This window comes from Paenibacillus profundus, from assembly GCF_021369635.1.
In the GTDB taxonomy this organism is placed as follows: Bacteria; Bacillota; Bacilli; order Paenibacillales; family Paenibacillaceae; genus Paenibacillus_B; species Paenibacillus_B profundus.
Window position 1 is genome coordinate 1 of sequence record NZ_JAJNBZ010000044.1, and the last position, 18,269, is coordinate 18,269.

Annotated in this window: 16 protein-coding genes; 7 read left to right on the top strand and 9 right to left on the bottom strand. The window is 44.8% G+C overall.

Annotated elements, in window-relative coordinates:
• Positions 1-386: 386 nt before the first annotated feature.
• Positions 387-2,249, bottom strand: coding sequence for a bifunctional metallophosphatase/5'-nucleotidase (locus tag LQV63_RS28235; RefSeq protein WP_233699232.1), 1,863 nt, complete (start codon positions 2,247-2,249; stop codon positions 387-389).
• 839 nt (positions 2,250-3,088) lie between these two features.
• Here LQV63_RS28235 and LQV63_RS28240 point away from each other — a divergent pair.
• Positions 3,089-3,346 carry a hypothetical protein gene (locus LQV63_RS28240; RefSeq protein WP_233699204.1) on the top strand — a complete coding sequence of 86 codons (258 nt, stop codon included), beginning with the start codon at positions 3,089-3,091 and terminating at the stop codon, positions 3,344-3,346.
• A 99-nt stretch (positions 3,347-3,445) separates the two neighbouring features.
• Positions 3,446-5,083 carry a pyridoxal phosphate-dependent decarboxylase family protein gene (locus tag LQV63_RS28245; RefSeq protein WP_233699205.1) on the top strand — a complete coding sequence of 546 codons (1,638 nt, stop codon included), beginning with the start codon at positions 3,446-3,448 and terminating at the stop codon, positions 5,081-5,083.
• A 150-nt stretch (positions 5,084-5,233) separates the two neighbouring features.
• Here LQV63_RS28245 and LQV63_RS28250 read toward each other — a convergent pair whose 3' ends face one another.
• The 8 genes from LQV63_RS28250 to LQV63_RS28285 form a co-directional block, all read right to left on the bottom strand.
• Positions 5,234-6,355: a Ger(x)C family spore germination protein gene (locus tag LQV63_RS28250; RefSeq protein WP_325175932.1), complete on the bottom strand. Its 1,122-nt coding sequence runs from the start codon at positions 6,353-6,355 to the stop codon at positions 5,234-5,236.
• On the bottom strand, positions 6,342-7,445 hold the full coding sequence (locus LQV63_RS28255; RefSeq protein WP_233699207.1) for a GerAB/ArcD/ProY family transporter: 1,104 nt from the start codon (positions 7,443-7,445) through the stop codon (positions 6,342-6,344). Before LQV63_RS28255 ends, LQV63_RS28250 begins: the two co-directional genes overlap by 14 nt.
• A gap of 45 nt (positions 7,446-7,490) precedes the next feature.
• Positions 7,491-8,927, bottom strand: coding sequence for a spore germination protein (locus LQV63_RS28260; RefSeq protein ID WP_233699208.1), 1,437 nt, complete (start codon positions 8,925-8,927; stop codon positions 7,491-7,493).
• Positions 8,928-9,192: 265 nt separating this feature from the next.
• Complete coding sequence (locus LQV63_RS28265) at positions 9,193-9,792, bottom strand: undecaprenyl-diphosphatase (RefSeq protein WP_233699209.1); 600 nt, start codon at positions 9,790-9,792, stop codon at positions 9,193-9,195.
• A 55-nt stretch (positions 9,793-9,847) separates the two neighbouring features.
• Entirely contained in the window at positions 9,848-10,582 is a 735-nt protein-coding gene (locus tag LQV63_RS28270; RefSeq protein ID WP_267934241.1) for an ABC transporter permease, read from the bottom strand.
• Entirely contained in the window at positions 10,575-11,495 is a 921-nt protein-coding gene (locus tag LQV63_RS28275; RefSeq protein WP_233699210.1) for an ABC transporter ATP-binding protein, read from the bottom strand. The genes LQV63_RS28270 and LQV63_RS28275 overlap by 8 nt, the downstream gene beginning before the upstream one ends.
• Positions 11,496-11,632: 137 nt before the next feature.
• Positions 11,633-12,649, bottom strand: a complete 1,017-nt coding sequence (locus LQV63_RS28280) for a sensor histidine kinase (RefSeq protein WP_233699211.1) — start codon at positions 12,647-12,649, stop codon at positions 11,633-11,635.
• A complete protein-coding gene (locus LQV63_RS28285) occupies positions 12,639-13,361 on the bottom strand; it encodes a response regulator transcription factor (protein ID WP_019419929.1) in 723 nt (240 codons plus the stop codon). Before LQV63_RS28285 ends, LQV63_RS28280 begins: the two co-directional genes overlap by 11 nt.
• A gap of 243 nt (positions 13,362-13,604) precedes the next feature.
• Between LQV63_RS28285 and LQV63_RS28290 the strand changes: the two genes are divergently transcribed.
• The 5 genes from LQV63_RS28290 to LQV63_RS28310 all read left to right on the top strand — a co-directional run bounded on the left by LQV63_RS28290 (position 13,605) and on the right by LQV63_RS28310 (position 18,268).
• Positions 13,605-14,699 (top strand): ABC transporter substrate-binding protein, encoded by a 1,095-nt coding sequence (locus tag LQV63_RS28290; protein ID WP_233699212.1) that lies wholly within the window; start codon positions 13,605-13,607, stop codon positions 14,697-14,699.
• Between the two features lie 96 nt (positions 14,700-14,795).
• The gene (locus tag LQV63_RS28295; protein WP_233699213.1) at positions 14,796-15,641 is read left to right on the top strand and encodes an ABC transporter permease; all 846 of its coding nucleotides are present in this window, start codon (positions 14,796-14,798) and stop codon (positions 15,639-15,641) included.
• Positions 15,638-16,495 carry an ABC transporter permease gene (locus LQV63_RS28300; RefSeq protein ID WP_233699214.1) on the top strand — a complete coding sequence of 286 codons (858 nt, stop codon included), beginning with the start codon at positions 15,638-15,640 and terminating at the stop codon, positions 16,493-16,495. Before LQV63_RS28295 ends, LQV63_RS28300 begins: the two co-directional genes overlap by 4 nt.
• Positions 16,495-17,511 carry an ABC transporter ATP-binding protein gene (locus LQV63_RS28305; RefSeq protein ID WP_233699215.1) on the top strand — a complete coding sequence of 339 codons (1,017 nt, stop codon included), beginning with the start codon at positions 16,495-16,497 and terminating at the stop codon, positions 17,509-17,511. The genes LQV63_RS28300 and LQV63_RS28305 overlap by 1 nt, the downstream gene beginning before the upstream one ends.
• Positions 17,495-18,268 carry a DeoR/GlpR family DNA-binding transcription regulator gene (locus tag LQV63_RS28310; protein ID WP_233699216.1) on the top strand — a complete coding sequence of 258 codons (774 nt, stop codon included), beginning with the start codon at positions 17,495-17,497 and terminating at the stop codon, positions 18,266-18,268. Before LQV63_RS28305 ends, LQV63_RS28310 begins: the two co-directional genes overlap by 17 nt.
• Position 18,269 lies beyond the last annotated feature (1 nt).

Sequence of the window (18,269 nt, forward strand, 5' to 3'; positions counted from 1 at the left end):
CAAATTCTAAGAAAACGCGAGCATTTAAGAGAAAAGTGATTCTTCATAGAGGGAGCGTTGAATCATAGTGTATGTTTTCAGTTTTCGCATCAATAGATAGATCGATTACGGGTGTAACACTATCTGGATTAGACCGAAGCGTGTATCCCTCCGATTGATTGTGCTGATGATTTCGCCTCATAATCCTCCTTTCATTCGGGTTAATGTTATGGTAGCACGGCATTTATTTCCTCATTGCATAAGGATTGTTATATTCTGTTTCAATCATGTTAAAAACCCGGGATAAGCAAAAACGAGCGCCCCCTGCACAGTTCAGGGAGCGCTCGCTGCCACACATTTATCTTATGATTCTATCATCAATATAGGCTCTTCGTCCGTTCGCCGGACTATTTTACTTCGACAATGCGCTTCTCTACTGCCGGGTGAATAACCTTGTTGTTAATCAAGTATTCCTCTACCAATTCATAGAAGGTATAGCCGGTATCCAGCACACGATCCTTCTTCAGCATGGAGTAGCCGTCTCCTCCTGACGTAATGAAGTCGTTCGTTGCAATCTTGTATGTTTTCGCCAGATCAAGCGGCTGTCCGCCAATCTTTACTTCCATCACGCGCTCGCCAACCGGCTTCTTCACATCGTAGACGAAGGACAATCCGCCCACTTGCAGGAAAGAGCCTGGCAAATCATCGGCTTTCTCCGCCCCTTTGACGGATACTTCCAGCGCAGCCTTCACATCCGCACCGGTCGCTTCCACGATCGTCAATGTATTCGGAAATGGCAGAATGGAATAGAGATCCTTCTTCGTAATTTCTCCCGCCACCTTGCTGGCCCGGATTCCCCCGCCATTGACTAGCGCCACATCGGCTTCATATCCCGCGATCGTCTTCGTCTTGGCGATGAGCGCATCCGCAACGAAGTTGCCCAGATTGGTCTCCATCGCGCGGACCTGCGTCCGCTCGCCGTCTAGATTGACTTCTGTTTTGCCGATTACGTCCTTCATCGATTCCTCTACCTTGGTCACGACCTCTTGCACGAGCTTCTCGATCTCCGCATCAGCCTTTACCTTCTCGTCGTACTCGACCAGCCCGCCGCTGAAGCCGACAAGCTCCTTATTATAATAGTAAAGATCAACGCGTCCCAGCGACTTGCCGTACTCCCAGTCCTGTACAATATAAGTGCCGTTGACGACTTCTGGCGTGCGAAGCGGAGTATGGGAATGTCCGCCGATAATGAGGTCGATTCCCGCTACGTTTTTCGCAATCTCCCGGTCTTTTTCAACCCCGATATGCGATACGACGATAACATGATCGGCTTCCTTCTTCATCTCCGGCACCAATTGCTTGGCAATGTCTACCGGATCTTTGAACGTCAGACCCTTCACGTTGTTTGGATGCGTAACGATCGGCGTCTCTTCCGTGACAAAGCCAATAAACGCAAAGGTCTCACCGCCAACTTCAGTCGTGAACGTCGGCACCAACAGATTGGAGCCATCCGCCTTGAAGACGTTGGCGCTAATCATCGGATACTTCAACTGATCGCGCAGCTTCAACAGTTGCTCATAGCCGTAATCGAATTCGTGGTTCCCGGCTGCCATTGCGGCATATCCAAGAGAATTCAAAATCGGAAGAATCGACTCCCCTTTGAACTGATTCGTATAGATCGTTCCCTGAAACGTGTCTCCCGCGTCCATCAAAAGGAAGTTATTGTTTTCCTGCTCCCATTCTTTGACGAGCGTAGCGATTTTGGCGTATCCGAATTCTTGGCCACGCTGGTCTTCCTGAATGTGCCCATGCACATCATTCGTATGGGCAATCGTAATATGCTCCGTCAGGGCAACTCCCAGCGCCTCAACCAATTGCTCGCGAGTCACATGGGGGCCGTCAGGCAGCTCGAGTTCGACGCCTAGTGACCGGGCAATTTCGGAAATACGCTTGGCGGAAGGAGCCTCTCTGTCATTAGCGCCCTCTTGCGCCGTAATCGCTCCTTTGCCGGAAGCCCAGTCCAGATAACCCTGTGCCCAGTATCCATTCTGCTGCGGAATGGTCTCTCCGGTGCCTCTGGCAATCAGCGCGACGGTTTCCCCCAATGATACCGGGCGATTCAGCCGCAAGTCCCCTTGCTCATAGCCCGTAATAATATGTTTCTGCTGCATCCACTCATTGTGCTGCACCGGATGGAGCGGATCGGCAAAGGCGGGTGCCGAGAACAGCATCCCCAACGCACCTGCTGCCAACAATGAATACGCTTTCATTTTAAACTTCAAAAAAATCATCCTCCCTTAAACTGATAGAATGATAACCCTGAACAAATATAAGTATATTTATTCTTTTTGTCAATCAAAAGTTATACATAGATTGTTTTATATGGGTCAAGTTATTGCTCAAGCTAAAGCATAGGGAGGCAATTTGCTTATTTAAATCATTTCTTATTAGCACTAATCATATTTTCAATCACTCCTTTTCCCAGGAAATCAGCAGCAACTATACCGGTATACTCCAAATTGTGATTGGCTATATAATCCGTTGTCAAAACGTTAGTTCCTTCAAATGCAATTGTTCATATCCCGATGAAACAATCGGTTCTAGGAAAATCCAGATACGAATCTTGTATATCAAATTGACGAGCATAATCGATCCCGATATTCGAACCGGCAACATTACGAAGAATAACGATTTTCCCTCTCATTTCTCCTAGTGCAGGGTTTGTTATTTCTTCCATGGAAGCGAGCTGTTCTTGGCTTGCGCACTTCATCTGCCACGACAATAAAGCCGCGTCCATCTGCCCAGTTACATCAAGGCATATCTGTCGATTTCATGCTACGAAAGTTGAGTTACTTATTGTAAATACCATCACTGTTCAGTACAATATGATACACAGCAAGAGCATTATAACAGTAAGCTAGGCGAGGAAGGGAGGTCCTATCCGGGGAACTATGCGGCTCCCGCATTCGCTGCTGTTCATCATTTCTCACAGAGCAATCCCCCCCTCTCATCCCGGTAAGCGCCATTACAGGGAGAGAACACACATCCCCATGCAGCAGGCGTATACTCCATGACAATGAATATGAATGCAAAGGAGTGTATCATTGGCATGAAAACGAATATGAAAATGATTATGTTCTCCACAATCTGCTCCATGACACTGGCAATTTCCTTGTTCTCGACTCCTATATTTGCGGAGTCGGCAGTTGCGCCATCATCCGAGAAATCCGAGCCGTCGCCCAACCCCCAAATTGTAACCGCTTCCTTCACGCAGCACGACCTGGATCTGTTGAGCCGGACAGGCATTCCGCTTGACGGCGATTCCTATATTATTGTCGCACTCTCGGTTCTTCGTGTCCAATGCTGAGCCTAACATCAACTTTATGCAAACCCAATATAAAAAAAGATGTACGCTACCCTTTAGACGCAAATATGGAAGCAGAGTAGTAATAACGGAGGATTAGACATGAAAAAAAACACAATTGTAGAAAAAGAATTTTTACATCCCCAAGAAGATAATTTAGAAACGTTATTAAACAAGACAGCCCTCCTTCAAAAACAGCTTAAAGCCAATAATCATCTTAACCCTAAATTCCCTTCAGATACATTTCTTTATAAAAAAGAGTTGGAAAAGAGTTATATGCCTGAAACAGGAATAAATACAGAGGAGGTCTTTACAAGTCTTTCTGAAATGTTTGAAGGAAGTATTCGACCACAATCACCATATTCGCTCTTTAATATGGTACCATCACCATTACTGGATACAGTGGCTGCAACAACAATGACGCAATTATACAATTCAAATAGTCTAATGGATGCTTTTGGTGGAAAAACCATATTATTCGAACAACGCATAACCAGGGCCATTGGTCGTTTAGTAGGCTGGGATCAATCGTATGGAATTTCTTGTAATGGTGGAAAATTAACACTTTTGTATGCCATAAAATCAGCAATTTCAAAAATCGCACCTGAGTCAAGACGTGAAGGCATTCCAAAGGATCTCGTTGTTTTAACAAATGAGGGAGCACACTATTGTGTTGAACATGTATGTTCAATACTCGGATTAGGAGCGAATCAATGTATTCGTATTGGAACAAAAGAAGATTGGCGAATGGACATAGATAAATTAAAACAGGTTATTTACGAGCAATTAGCTAAAGGTAAGCGTATTGCAGCCATTGTTTGTTGCGGTGGAACCACAATTAACTTTGCTTGTGATGATACAAATGAAGTTTATCAATGTGTAGAGCAGGTTTTTAAAGAAACGAACCAAACGTATTTCCCATATTTTCATCTAGATAGTGTTATCGGTTGGCTGTGGTTTAATTTTATGGGCTTAAGTGAAAAAGAATGGGAACAACGAGTTGAAAATCCTGAAATCCGTTTCAAAATTAAGCGAGCAGCACAAAAAATGGAAGGTGTTTCTCGTTTTGACTCGTTCGGTGTAGATATGCATAAAAATGGTTTATGTCCGTATTCAACAAGTTTTTTTATTTCAAAAACAGATGAATGTTTTAATCGCTTGAATGAAGGTACATATACTTACGGAGAAAATGACTATGAATTTGGTAATTTTCGTGCCTATCGATATACCGTTGAAAATTCTCGGCCAGCTACCGGCATCGCTGCTGCCTGGGTAGCAATGAATCGTTTAGGGAAAACAGGCTATCAAGAATATTTAGTCCGACTACATACATTAAGTTTATTGTTTAAAAAAGAAATAGAAAATCTAAGTGGTGTGTCTGTTATTAATACTGCTTCACTCGGCTGGGAAATTGTTTTTACGATTTCATTTAACCGAATTCGATTACATTATTCCGATTTTGATCCGAGTGAAATTGCCAAAACGTTCATTCAATATTGTTGGAACGAAACTAATAAAGGACGAGAAATTCCATTAATTAGTATTGTGCCAGAATTTAAAGTGAATCCAGAGGATAGAATGAAAATAGCTTTTTTACTATACCCCATGTATTTATTTTCTGAGGATAAAACCGGAGAGATTATAAGTAAATTAGCATCGTGTATTTACGAATTTGAAATGAAAGTAATATCAGGAGAAATTGTAATTGAGAATCGTCTCTTAGAAAAACCAATCCGCTGATATTTAGCAATCGGAAATCCAGTTGGTTCACCAAATCCCGTGTTAACACAATTTATGGGAAGAAAAAGCCGATTTTTCCTACGCTAAGGATTATCGGCTTTGTTTTTAATCAACAAGGGGGGAGGACGGAAAGACGGTGTAGACATCTTGTCACTTAACAATTCCAGATTTTATTCCATCGATAGTGATGGATGTCTTGAAATGAACCTTTTTAAAGTAATCCTCCTTGTTTAATTGGCTCCATACCTCAGGCTGAAAAGCCATTAATTTACGCCCAATTCCTAACGCGTCGCAGTTGCTTTCTTTTAAATGACTGAGGACTTCCTCCGTTAACGTTGTCAGAGCAGCACTCAATTTTTCCTTTAATATGGAACTATCATTCTCGACATCACCTTTGGGATACTCTGTAATTTGCAGTTTAAGATTCATATCAATGGAAACGTAAATTTGGTTATGTGTGGATTTATGCAGCTTAATTTTTCTTTTTATATGTTTAACCGTAAATGAAACAAATCGTTCCGGATAGTTTTTAGTTACATTATCCAAAGTTATGATGAAACTGTTTTGCTGCGGACTTCCTTTTTTCAACAACAAGTAGAGAGTCGATTGATTATGATTCAGGTGGTAACCGGTATACTTCCGATCATTAAATAATGCAATTCCTTTTACGAACGCTTTATGTTTGTTTTCCTCTACCACGATAAAAGGCAACGTAATATCCTCTCCAGGATCAAGCAAAACAGATGCAATGGATTGAATGTTCTCCTCGGGAATAATCAAGCTTTCTTCTGCACTCTGGATTAGATCCAATAAATATCTGCTTATATGTTCTTCCCTGTCATTTTTTAATTGAATAAGCGGCAATGCCTTATCCTTCACTACTGCCACTCTTGCATTTAATGAATTGCGGGGGTTGCGGTAATGCAGATCGAGAAAGGGGTATATATCTTGGGCAGCAAAGGCTTCTCCAAGCAATAATAATTTATTCTTTGCGGTATCCAATACACCGGAAGCCATGTGATTCAGAATTATTTTCGCTTCTCCGGGTGTTCTTGCAGTAGTAACCAATATGTCACTTTTCGAAGAAGAATTCTTTGAATGTAAATTTCCAATTACGGGAGCTGCTGCACCCACGCAAAGAAGCTGCTTATTAGTGAGGTCATACGTCAGGGCCTGAATAAGTGTTACATTCTTCATTAAATGTTGATCCCAGCACCCAGTGCTTATCAGACTGAAACTTAACATGATTATTAAACACTTATTTCGCTTCATGCCTTACACTTGCCCTTCTTTTTGTGATAAATGAAACGGCCAACAACAAAGCAGGAATGAACAATTGAAACACATAATGACATGCGGTGAGATATTTATTAATAACATTAAGCTTGTCTATATGCATAAACCAAATGGAAACAATGAGAGTAATGACGCAAATAAGGGGTAAAAAGCGAGTATGCTCTAACCTGAAAAGGTTAGCCAATCCTTTTGAAGATAGGAGTAAAAGATACATAAAAGAGGTAGCGACTGAAATAATCCAAATTGAAATGAAAAACAAATCCATACGTTCAATGACGTGGAATGAGTAAGCCTTAATCATATAAATAAACGGTTCTGGTGTAAGATTGATGTCTACCGGGCTCATGAAATACACAAGGCTTATAAAAACTAAATAGGTATAAAATAAAGTGACAAATATATGAGCCATAATTACAGCTTTTAATTTTTGCTTGCTGCTTCCATTGACAAACGGAAATATAAAAAAAATAAAATCAAACCCGAGCATCGAGAATATTGCTTCCTTAGAGCCTTTGAAAATATTCAAGGCGCCTGCACTGCCTATGGGCAGGATATATAAGAAGTTCGCATCCTTCAGGGAATATGTGCTTAGAAAAAGTAAAATAATCAATAGCGGTGTTACCAGAACATAGAAGCGCGCGAGACTCTGCAACGTATCTTTTACAAGATACGCGCTGACTGCTACCATTAACGAAATGATTATCCAATGTGGAGTACGTTCTAGTACCCAGCTTCCAACGATATGACCGTATCTCGCAAGGATATAACTCCCTTGAAGCATGAAGTATACTGCATAGCAAACAATAAGGGTTTTCCCCAAAAATTCACCTGAGGTCTTTTTAAAGATATCGTACATGACTAAGCACGGATATTGATTACAGAGCATCCACATGATTAAAATAACACCGATCATGAGAACACCTGCTATTAATGTGGATATCCAACTGTCATGGTCAGCATATTTAGCAACATTATAAGGGAGCGACAATATTCCAACTCCAATTTGTGCTTGTATAACAATGTATACCATTTGCTGGATAGTAATATTATCTTTACTTGCGAACAATTTGCTTCATCCTTTATTTGTAGTCTACCACGATGTAAATTACCGTTACGTATTCGTTTTTATTAGCTTCTTTATATATTTCCCTATAATCTTGTCTTTAAAATCCTTTAAAGTAAATGGCGTAAAATAAGGGGAGCCGAAAGACTCCAGCTTACATAAATGACCTAATACCACAATTACACCAAATGACATTCCAACAAGCCCAAGACACGCAGCCAGAAGCATAAACGGAAAACGCAATAATCGAACAGCTTCGCTCATTTCATGAGTTGGTATACTAAACGCAGCTATGGCTGTAATCGCAACAACGATGATCATCGTTGTCGAGATTAACCCAGCTCTTACAATAGCATCTCCGATAACTAAACCGCCTACAATACTGACAGTCGGTCCAATTCGCGGCGGCAATCTCAGACCTGCTTCGCGAATTAGTTCAATAGTTAACTCCATAATAAAGGCCTCAATTAACGGCGGGAACGGAATTTCATTTATAGAATTTTTAATGGGCATAACAAGTTCATCAGGCAATACATCAAAATGAAATGCAATGACAGCTATATAAAAGGCAGGTAAAAATACAGCTACAAAAATGCCCATGAATCGCAATGAACTGATGAAGAGCCTGGTGTTCCATCGACTGCTGTAGTCATCAGCCGATTGCAAGAAAGCTGAGAAATGAACGGGCGCAATAAGGCAAGTAGCGCAGCCTTCTAAAAAGATGATGATCTTCCCCTCATTGAGGTGAGCTATCGTTCGATCTACCCTTTCTGTATTTAACATCTGCGGAAAAGGGGAACGTGCGGAGTCTTCAATTAGTCCTTCCAGCTGTCCAACATTCACAACGCAGTCTATTGGTTTGGATTTGATTCTTCTCTTGATTTCATTAATCACCCGTTTATTTGAATGCTTTTCTAAATACACCAAAGCTATTTCAGTTTGAACCTCGTCTCCGACTTTGTCATATTGAATAATGAGATCGTCGCTTTTAAGCGTTTTACGGATTAAATATACATTTTGCCTGAGAGTCTCAACGAAGCCTTCATGAGAGCCTTGCACCACTTTTTCATTTTCAGGTTCCGCTATTGAACGCATAACATCATTGGCAATGTTAATAGCGTACAATTGTTTCGTTCCTTCTATGCTAATGACACAAGAGCCCTTAAGGAGCTCTTCCTTCGCCTCAGCCATTTCCCGCAATACCTTATAATTTACACATGTTTGGTTTCCGGTGTTTATTTCATTCAGCGGCATTTTTAAAAAGGTCTGAAATACGATCCGTTGCAATTTATTATGATCGGCGATTGTATCTAGATAAGCAATTAGGACAGACGCGCCGTTTTCCTCTATTCGTTGAACGGTGAGGTCTTGAGTATGCTTGAACGAATGATGCAAGTATTTCTCGATCGTGTGGTTGTCATTCTCAATAGGCAAATTGTTGTTATTCATCGAGGGTGTTTCTGTTTTATTCCTATTATTGTCCATTGGGGCCTTTCTCTCCTCAATCATATTTATATGGATTGAAAATATGTTCCCCCAATAATGTGATTATATGCTGATTCCTCTGTCCAGAGCGGCCCAAAGCGGTGTACGAATTAGCAGACGTGAGCAGACATTCAAAGTCACTTTACGAACATATCATCCCCAATTAGTGTCAAACAAAAATAGTGGAGGGTACCGCCGAAGATTGGGCGATCGCCTCCACTATTTTTGTGCCTGTTCACTTCTTTCCAAGACCCAAATGAACTTATCAAAAGCTATCGGACTTGTTGTTCACAGGCAGGACGCGCTGTTCCGCCTTTTCATACAGAGCAAGCAATCGCTTGATGAATGCGATCTTAGGCGCCGACCAGTATATGAACAAGGCCGAAACGATGCCTAACATAGCTCCTGCAGCGACATCTACAGGATAATGGACCCCTACCCAAATCCGGGAGACGGCTACACAGCATGCAAGCCCAAGCCACAGCCACCCTTCCTTTTTGCGAACGAGCCAGAATGACACACAGATTGAAAAGAACAAAATCGTATGGTCACTCGGAAATGAATTATCGATAGCATGTTCAATCAGCTTGTTGACGTGCGGCAGCTCCGCAAATGGCTGATGATGGGTGTATAGTTGACCAGCCATTTTCCCGAGAATTTCAGCAAGAACAAAGGCAAGCCCAGCTTGTATGACCATCATTCTGTTTTTACCCGTGCGGGTGAACCAATATACAAACATACCCAAGACTAAAAAATACAGCATATATTCCGCCACAAAGACGGCCACCGGGTTAAGGGAAGCATACTGCTTGCCTAAATCATTAATTGCTCGAAAGACATCTATATGATACTGAGAAAAAGACACTTATAAAATTCCTCCCGCATTTCTAATTCATGATTGAACTACCCTGATATCAACTTCAATGGATATCCGCCTTTTTAAAGTAAACAATGGTTGCTATAAGTCCAATGATAGCGGTAGCAATAATCGCCGCATACGAATACAACGGGGGATATTCGGGAACAAAGCCGTTGTCCGCGATAAGATGTACGGCTGACCACGGATATAAAGCCTTATATTCCCGATTGGCAAGCGCCACGTTGCCCATCGTAATAACAGCCGTAAAGATAATGGTTGGAACATAATTTTTGAACAGAAAGGTGACAAATATAGTTGGGGTCGACAAGAGAAACAGCAGGCTGCCTCCGATGAGAAATTGTTTCAGTGATTGTAACAATACGCCAGCACTCAAGCCTTCATACTGTCCTATCCATCCCAAAATGAAAGTCAGTCCCCAAGCCACCAAAGTTAATACCAGTATCCAAATGAATAGCAACACCAGCTTGCTTGCAATGAAGCTAATTTTTGACACAGGGATGGTTAACAGATTTTTCAGTGTGTCTTCCACATACTCACGGTTAAACAGATAAGCCGTAATGACTCCATATAGCAGGGTTCCAATTAGAAGAAGCACATACAAATTGGTCTGGGAAAATGCCTCGCTAAATAGAACAGGCATATCGGGCTTTTTCGCTTTGTAATCTAAATATCCGATAAAGACCATCAACGGGGCCGCTGCCGCTCCAATAAGACTGACCATGAACATCTTGGCTCGCTTAAGCTTGAGAAGTTCTGTATACACCAAATTAACCAATCGTCCCGCCTCCTATTAATTTGATGAAGTAATCTTCCAATCTGTCCTCACTTAGCGCAATCCTTGATACTTCGATGTCATGCTCCACGAGCATTTTGTTAATCTTGCCTTGCTGGCCAATGTGCGAGTACACGCGGATTTTCCCATCGTCATGAACCTCATAGTCAAAAATATCGAAACGCTGCTCCAGAAGCATTGCTGCTTTGTTATCGTTGGATACTTGAAACTCAAGAAATTTACGGTTCCTTGTCCGCAGCTCCGCAAAAGAGATTTCTTCAAGCAGCTTCCCTTGATGAATAATCCCGATCTGATCGGCCAGCTGCTCGACTTCGGATAAAATATGGCTCGAAATGAGAATCGTTATCTTTCTTTCTTCGGCAAGAGTTGTGATGAGTTTGCGTATTTCCTTGATGCCGATCGGATCCAAGCCATTAGTAGGCTCATCTAGTATTAACAGCTCCGGGTGATGAAGAATAGCGCGGGCGATTCCCAGTCTCTGCTTCATCCCCAAGGAATATTTGCCGACTAACTTAGCAGGTTCATTCTGCAGCCCAACGATTTCTAGAGCTTCTTCGATTGCATTTTTTTTATGGACGCCCATGAGCTTGGCATTAATGAGCAGATTTTCCCGGGCCGTCAGGTTTTCATAAAAACCTGAAAACTCGACAATGGAACCCACTCTCCTTAAAATCTCTTTTTGCTTGGTTAGCAAATTTTCTCCGAATATTTCGATCTGCCCTTGGGTCGGTTTGATTAAGCCTAGCAACATGCGAATAGTCGTCGTTTTGCCTGCGCCATTCTGTCCAAGAAAGCCGTAAATCTGCCCCTGCTCCACGGTCATGTGAAGGTTGTCCACGGCCTTCTGCGTACCATATGCTTTCGTTAAATGGGTCGTTTTTATAATTGCGCTCATGCTGCACCTCCTGCTTTTTCATGACTTTTACATCGGCTCATAACTACATGATAAGCAGGCGATTTTAAATGCCTCTTAACCAGTTCTTAATTAATTCTTAACATGACCCGTTCATAAGGAAACATTGGGATATTCTCTTACAATTGTTTAGGGATAGTGAAGCTAAACGACGTTTTCACTCCCGGATTGCTTTCCGCCCATATTCTCCCTCCGTTTTTCTCGACAAGCGCTTTTGCGATGGCAAGACCCAGACCGCTTCCGCCGTGCAAAGGATTCCTTGAGCGCTCGGTACGATACATTCGTTCGAATACCTTGGTCAATTCGTCTTCCGGAATTCCTGCCCCCTTGTCCCATATGCTCAGTTGATACACTGTCGTGTGTTCTGTCAGCTCAATGCCCAATACTTGCCCATCTTGTCCATACTGCACCGCATTTTTTATGATATTGTTTATTATTCGCAGCAAGCTTAGCCGCTCTGCCGTGACCAAGCATTTCTCTTCGAGGATGGATGCGTTAAGCTCCATATTGACTTTAGTCAACTCAGGCAAAAATTCAATCACTGCTTCCCGCGTAATCTCCGCAAAATCAAGCACTTCCGGCTGCAATGGAACTTCATCTGCATCCAGCTTCGCCAAATGGAATATTTCATCAATCAAATCCTTTAAGGCGCTAGCCTTCTTGGAGATGATGTCAACATATTCTTGTCTTTCTTCTCTCGAAGCAGCGATATCATCCTTGAGGGCATCCACATATCCGATAATCGATGTGAGGGGTGTCCGAATATCATGGGAAATATTAGACAACAGACTCTTTCTTGCCGCCTCGGATTTGATCGTCTGGACTTGGACTTTGTCTAACTGCTCGATCAACTCATTGATAGAGAAAATAACCTCATTAAATAAAGGCTCGTCATTCGCCAATAGTCTGGTGTTCACATTTCCAGCAATGGCACGTTTCAATGCTGTAACCGCGCCCTTTACTTTCGTCATGAATTGGAATCTCATGGATAATAGGATTGCCGTTATTACAAAAAGCGCAGTAAATAAAACCCCACGAAATATTCCATGGGGCTGATTCATGAAATCCATGATGACAAGAGCTATCATGATTACTAATTGCGCAATGAGGAGAGAGATGCTCTTGTCATGCTTCATCTTTCTCACCTACAAACTTATAACCGATTCCCCACACGGTCTGAATCAACTTCGGATCGGATGGGTCTTCTTCGATTTTTTTTCTGAGCTTGCGGATATGCACCATCACGGTATTGTCATCTTCCAAGTATTCGCTGTCCCACACCTGGCGAAATATTTGGGTCTTCGTAAATACTTGTTCCGGATGGGAAGCAAAAAACTTTAGCAGTTCAAATTCTTTTGCCGTTAATAAAATCTCTTCTCCAGCTCTGGTCGCAGTATACTTTTTCGAATCGATCGTTAAGCCTTTGTACCGGATTAACGTGTCCTCATGAACACTGCCTATACTGCCCTCGCTGCCTAATATTAAAAACCGCCTCAGATGAGCCTTGATTCTGGCAACCAATTCATTAACGCTAAAAGGCTTCGTAATATAATCATCCGCCCCGATGCCCAGCCCTAAGATCTTATCAATCTCTTGGTCCTTAGCCGTGAGCATAAGGATCGGAACATTGGTTTTATTGCGAAGTGTTCTGCATACCTCTATGCCATCGATCTTGGGCATCATCAGATCCAATATAATTAAGTTATATTTATTGTTATCAAATAGACGAAGGGCTTCCTCTCCATTTACCGCCATATCGACCTTGTACATTTCTCTTTCTAAATACGTTTTCAACAGCTCCCGAATTTCTTTTTCATCATCGGCTATAAGGACTTGAATATCTTCCATCTTCTCACCAGCTTCTTATTCATTGGCAAACTTGTAGATTTAGTTTAACTAATCCTGAACTAAATTGCACATGGAAGAGCGGCTTGAAATAGAAGCCCCCCACAATTTGGACACAAACCATAACCGCCCCCTTTACAATAAATTATATTCCGCTTGATGTTGGTTTAACTTTGTTCATCTATGATTAGACACGTAAAAGGATGAAAAACAAAGTGAAAACTAAATGAAAAAGGAGTCATGAACATGCGTACTCATCGTTTCATGAAATGGACAGCAGCCGTGCTTGCTTCCGCATTATTGCTCGCAGGCTGCTCTTCCGGACAAGCTGCGAACCAGGCAGTCGATGCTTCCAACCTGACCTTGGATCAAATTGTTGAAAAGGCAAAACAAGAAGGTGAAGTCAATTCGGTCGGCATGCCGGATACTTGGGCCAACTGGGTGCAAACGTGGAACGATTTAGGAACGAAATATGGCTTGAAACATACAGATACAGACATGTCCAGTGCCGAAGAGCTTGCGAAGTTCGAATCGGAACAAGATGATGCAACCGCAGATATCGGAGACGTCGGCATTGCGTTCGGTCCGCTGGCACAGCAAAAAGGACTGACACTCCCGTACAAAACCTCGTACTGGAATGACATTCCGAATTGGGCCAAAGACAATGAAGGCCACTGGCTGCTCGGCTATACCGGAACACTGTCCATCATTACAGATAAGAACAAAGTGAAGAACCCGCCGAAAACGTGGGATGACATTAAAACCGGCACCTTTAAAGTCGCTGTCGGCGACGTCATGAAGGCGAACCAAGCGCAATTCGCCGTCTTGGCTGCCGCTTATGCTTTCGGCGGTGACGAAACGAACATTCAACCGGGCATTGATTTCTTCGCAGAACTGGCGAAGAACAAGCGCCTTGCTTCCAATGATGCCGGATTGGCGAACCTGGAGAAGGGTGAAGTGGAAGTCGGCTTCCTCTGGGATTTCAATGCGCTCGGCTACCGTGACAAAATCGGCAAGAACCGCTTCGATGTCGTAATCCCGGAAGAAGCTTCGGTCATTAGCGGTTACGCAACCGTCATCAACAAATATGCGAAGCATCCACACGCTGCGATGCTGGCACGCGAACATATTTTGTCCGATGAAGGTCAATCGAACTTGGCACGCGGGTATGCGCGTCCAATCCGCGCGAACGCGAAGCTGGCTGACGACGCCAAGGCAATGCTGCTTCCGGATGATATGTACAAAAATGCGAAGCCGGTCAAAGATTTAAAAGCATGGGAAGAAACGACGAAAAAACTTCCACAGCTGTGGCAAGAACAGGTGCTCATCCATGTCCAATAAGAAGCTTATCTTTATCATGTTGGAGCAAACATCGGCGTCTCCGTAAGGGGACGCTTTTTGTTCACATGACAGACGACAGCCGAAAGGAGTACGTATATGAAACGGTTTAACAGCATGCTGTACATCACGGTGATCCCGTTATTCATTTTTGTGGCGTTATTCATGTTCGTTCCGCTCTTCACGATGATCTCGGGAAGCTTCCAGCCAGACGGCGGCGGCGCGTTCACGTTGACGCAATATACAGAAATATTCACGAATCCATATTACTTGAAAGCATTCGAGAACAGCATTCTCATTTCCTTATTGTCGAGCTTAATTGGCATTGCAGCTGCGGTGTTCGCGACGTACGCCATTACCCGCTTCCCGAAGCACATTCAGGAACGCGTGCTCGTCATTACGAACTTGACCTCGAACTTCGCAGGCATTCCGCTGGCATTCGCCTTCATCGTGCTGCTCGGCAACAGCGGCTTGTTCACCTTGCTGTTCCGTCAATTCGGCATTGATATGTCGGCGGCGTTCGATTTGTATTCGTGGTCGGGGCTGACCGTTATTTACGTGTACTTCCAGCTTCCGCTCGCAATTATGCTGCTGTACCCGATGTACTACGCTATCCAGGACAATTGGAAAGAAGCCGCGTCGCTGCTCGGCGCATCCCCTTTTCAATTCTGGAGACGCATCGGACTGCCGATATTGCTGCCAGGGATCGCAGGCACGTTCAGTATCTTGTTCGCCAATGCGATGGGCGCCTACGCTTCTGCTTACGCGTTGACGGGCAGCAACTACAATCTCGTGCCGGTGCGCATCGGCGCGCTCGTATCGGGTGATATATTCGCTCGTCCAGAGTTGGGCAGCGCCTTAGGCGTGCTGCTTGGCTTAACGCTGCTGGCCGCCATGCTCGTCAATGAATGGCTGACGCGTAAAGTTCGGAGGGATCTGCTATGACACGATTGACTCGTTCGCTGCCGATGGTTGCTTTTGCTGCAGTGCTCATCTACTTGTTCATTCCCGTTATCGCCACCCTGCTCTACTCGCTAGCCACGTCGTGGAACAAGACGATATTGCCAGAAGGCCTGACGCTGCAGTGGTTCGGCGAGCTGTTCCGCGATACACGATTCATTCAGGCGTTCGGACGCTCGCTGCTGCTAAGCAGTGCGGCTACAATTGCCGCCGTTGTCGTCATCGTTCCGGCTACATTCGCCATTTCGCTGTATGCTCCGAAGCTGGAGCGCTGGGTGCAAACGCTTGTCATGCTCACCTACGCCGTGCCAGGCGTCATTATGGCGGTCGGATTGATTCGGGCCTACTCAGGCAAAGGCTTCTCGATGATTATCATCGTCTTCGGCGCATATGTCATCGGCATGCTTCCGTTCATGTACCAAGGCACACGCAACAGCTTGCGTGCCGTACAGGCAGGCTCGCTGATGGAAGCTGCCGAACTGCTCGGCGCGAGCCGCATGAAAGCTTTCATTCGCGTTATCGTTCCGAATATTATGCCAGGGATTCTCGTGTCGGCGCTGCTCTCCTTCTCCATCTTGTTCGGCGAGTTCGTGCTCATCAACATTCTTGTCGGCGGCCGCTTCGAAACGATGCAGCTGTACTTATACGCCAAATTGAATACGAGCGGACATATCGCAAGCGCCATTACCGTAACATACTTCATCCTCATGGCCATCCTCAGCGCATGGATTGTGAAGCTGACAGGACGCACATCCAAGCCGAACAAGGAACCAAGCGCTGCGGTGGCTGAAGCTGCTATCCCTACAACTAAAGCGATGATGAGCAAGGAGGCTTCATAATGAGCTACGTGCAGATGAATCAAGTAAGCAAGGCGTTCCAAGAACAGAAGGTGCTCGACAGCATCGATATGCAAATAAAAAAAGGGGAATTGGTCACCCTGCTCGGCCCCAGCGGTTGCGGCAAAAGTACGCTGCTCCGTATCTTATCCGGCTTGACGGCACTCGACAGCGGCACCATTCATATCGACGACAAGGACGTCACCCCGATTGAGCCGAAGGACCGGGAAATCGGCATGGTATTTCAATCGTACGCGCTGTTCCCGAACTTGACGGTAACCGATAATATCGCTTTCGGGTTGGAAATGAAAAAGATACCGCGTGATGACATCCGCCGTGCAGTCGGCGAGATGATCGAGCTCACCGGTCTGCAAGGCAAAGAAAGAGCATTTCCGCGCGAACTGTCAGGCGGCCAACAACAGCGTGTCGCGCTCGCCCGCTCGCTTGTGACGAAGCCGAAGGTGCTGCTGCTTGACGAACCGCTCAGCGCCTTAGATGCGCAAATTCGCAAAAACCTGCAGCAACAGCTGCGCTCCATTCAGCGGGAATTGAATATGACGACCGTGCTCGTGACGCACGATCAAGAGGAAGCGATGGCGGTAAGCGATCATATCTACATTATGAATGCCGGACATATCGCCCAACATGGCGCTCCGCATGACATATATACGCAGCCTCGCAACGAGTTCGTTGCACGCTTCATCGGGAGCTATAACGTATGGAGCGCCGAAGCGCTCGGCCGCATCGCGCCGCAGGTTGAGCATATAGGCAGCAAGTTATATGCGATTCGTCCGGAAACGTTCTGCGCGCAGCCGCTTGAAGGCGGATTAGCCGTCACAGGCACGGTCAGCAGCGTGACGATGCTCGGCAACATTACGCGCATGGAATTGAACGTGCAGGGCCAACACGTCGTCGTCGACCAAATTCACCGGGCTTCGGATTGGGCCAACGTCGGCGATTCTACCACCGTCTATTTACATCCGAAGGACGTGATTCCGCTTCATGATGCTACTGCCTGATGAACGTAGACAGCATATTTTAGAACAGCTGCAACGATATGGGAAAATTCAGGTGGCGTCCCTCGCCACTGCGTTAACTGTCACGCAGGAGACGATCCGCCGTGACTTGGACGAGTTGGAAGCGAAGCAAATGCTGAAGCGGGTGTACGGCGGTGCCGTTGCCTATTCACATGTAAAGATGGAGCCCCGCTTCGAAAAGAAGAGCACCATAGAACACACGGCGAAGACGGCAATAGGCGAAGCTGCCGCCACGCTCATTAAAGACGGCGATACCATCGTCATCGATGTCGGCACGACGACCGTCGAGCTCGCCCGGGCAATCCGCGGCGTCGTTCGTGTAACGATTGTCACGAATTCAATTCCTGCAGCAGAACTGCTCAATGAACGGCTGGAAGCCAAATGGTTCGATGGTAAAGTGATTATGCTGGGAGGCGTGACACATCCGGAACAGAAATCGATAGCGGGCGCTTTGACGTGCGAATTGCTTACGCGATTCCACTTCGATAAAGCGTTCATCTCCTGCGGCGGGATGACGTCTTCCGGCATTAGCGATTACGACATGGAAGAATCGATATGCTCGAACTTAATGATTCAACAATCGGACCAAGCGTATGTGCTAGGAGACCGATCGAAGCTCGGGGAAACGCAATTTTTCCGCATCTGCGAACTGGACAAAGTCTCCGCCGTTATCTGCAATGCGCCGATGCCGGAGGATTGGGCACGGTCTGGTGTGAATGTCGAGTGGATTACAGCATAGC

Coding starts and splice junctions, on each gene's coding strand:
- LQV63_RS28235 (WP_233699232.1), bottom strand. CDS start 2,249: ATGAAAGCGTATTCATTGTTGGCAGCAGGTGCGTTGGGGATGCTGTTC.
- LQV63_RS28240 (WP_233699204.1), top strand. CDS start 3,089: ATGAAAACGAATATGAAAATGATTATGTTCTCCACAATCTGCTCCATG.
- LQV63_RS28245 (WP_233699205.1), top strand. CDS start 3,446: ATGAAAAAAAACACAATTGTAGAAAAAGAATTTTTACATCCCCAAGAA.
- LQV63_RS28250 (WP_325175932.1), bottom strand. CDS start 6,355: ATGAAGCGAAATAAGTGTTTAATAATCATGTTAAGTTTCAGTCTGATA.
- LQV63_RS28260 (WP_233699208.1), bottom strand. CDS start 8,927: ATGGACAATAATAGGAATAAAACAGAAACACCCTCGATGAATAACAAC.
- LQV63_RS28275 (WP_233699210.1), bottom strand. CDS start 11,495: ATGAGCGCAATTATAAAAACGACCCATTTAACGAAAGCATATGGTACG.
- LQV63_RS28280 (WP_233699211.1), bottom strand. CDS start 12,649: ATGAAGCATGACAAGAGCATCTCTCTCCTCATTGCGCAATTAGTAATC.
- LQV63_RS28285 (WP_019419929.1), bottom strand. CDS start 13,361: ATGGAAGATATTCAAGTCCTTATAGCCGATGATGAAAAAGAAATTCGG.
- LQV63_RS28290 (WP_233699212.1), top strand. CDS start 13,605: ATGCGTACTCATCGTTTCATGAAATGGACAGCAGCCGTGCTTGCTTCC.
- LQV63_RS28295 (WP_233699213.1), top strand. CDS start 14,796: ATGAAACGGTTTAACAGCATGCTGTACATCACGGTGATCCCGTTATTC.
- LQV63_RS28300 (WP_233699214.1), top strand. CDS start 15,638: ATGACACGATTGACTCGTTCGCTGCCGATGGTTGCTTTTGCTGCAGTG.
- LQV63_RS28305 (WP_233699215.1), top strand. CDS start 16,495: ATGAGCTACGTGCAGATGAATCAAGTAAGCAAGGCGTTCCAAGAACAG.
- LQV63_RS28310 (WP_233699216.1), top strand. CDS start 17,495: ATGATGCTACTGCCTGATGAACGTAGACAGCATATTTTAGAACAGCTG.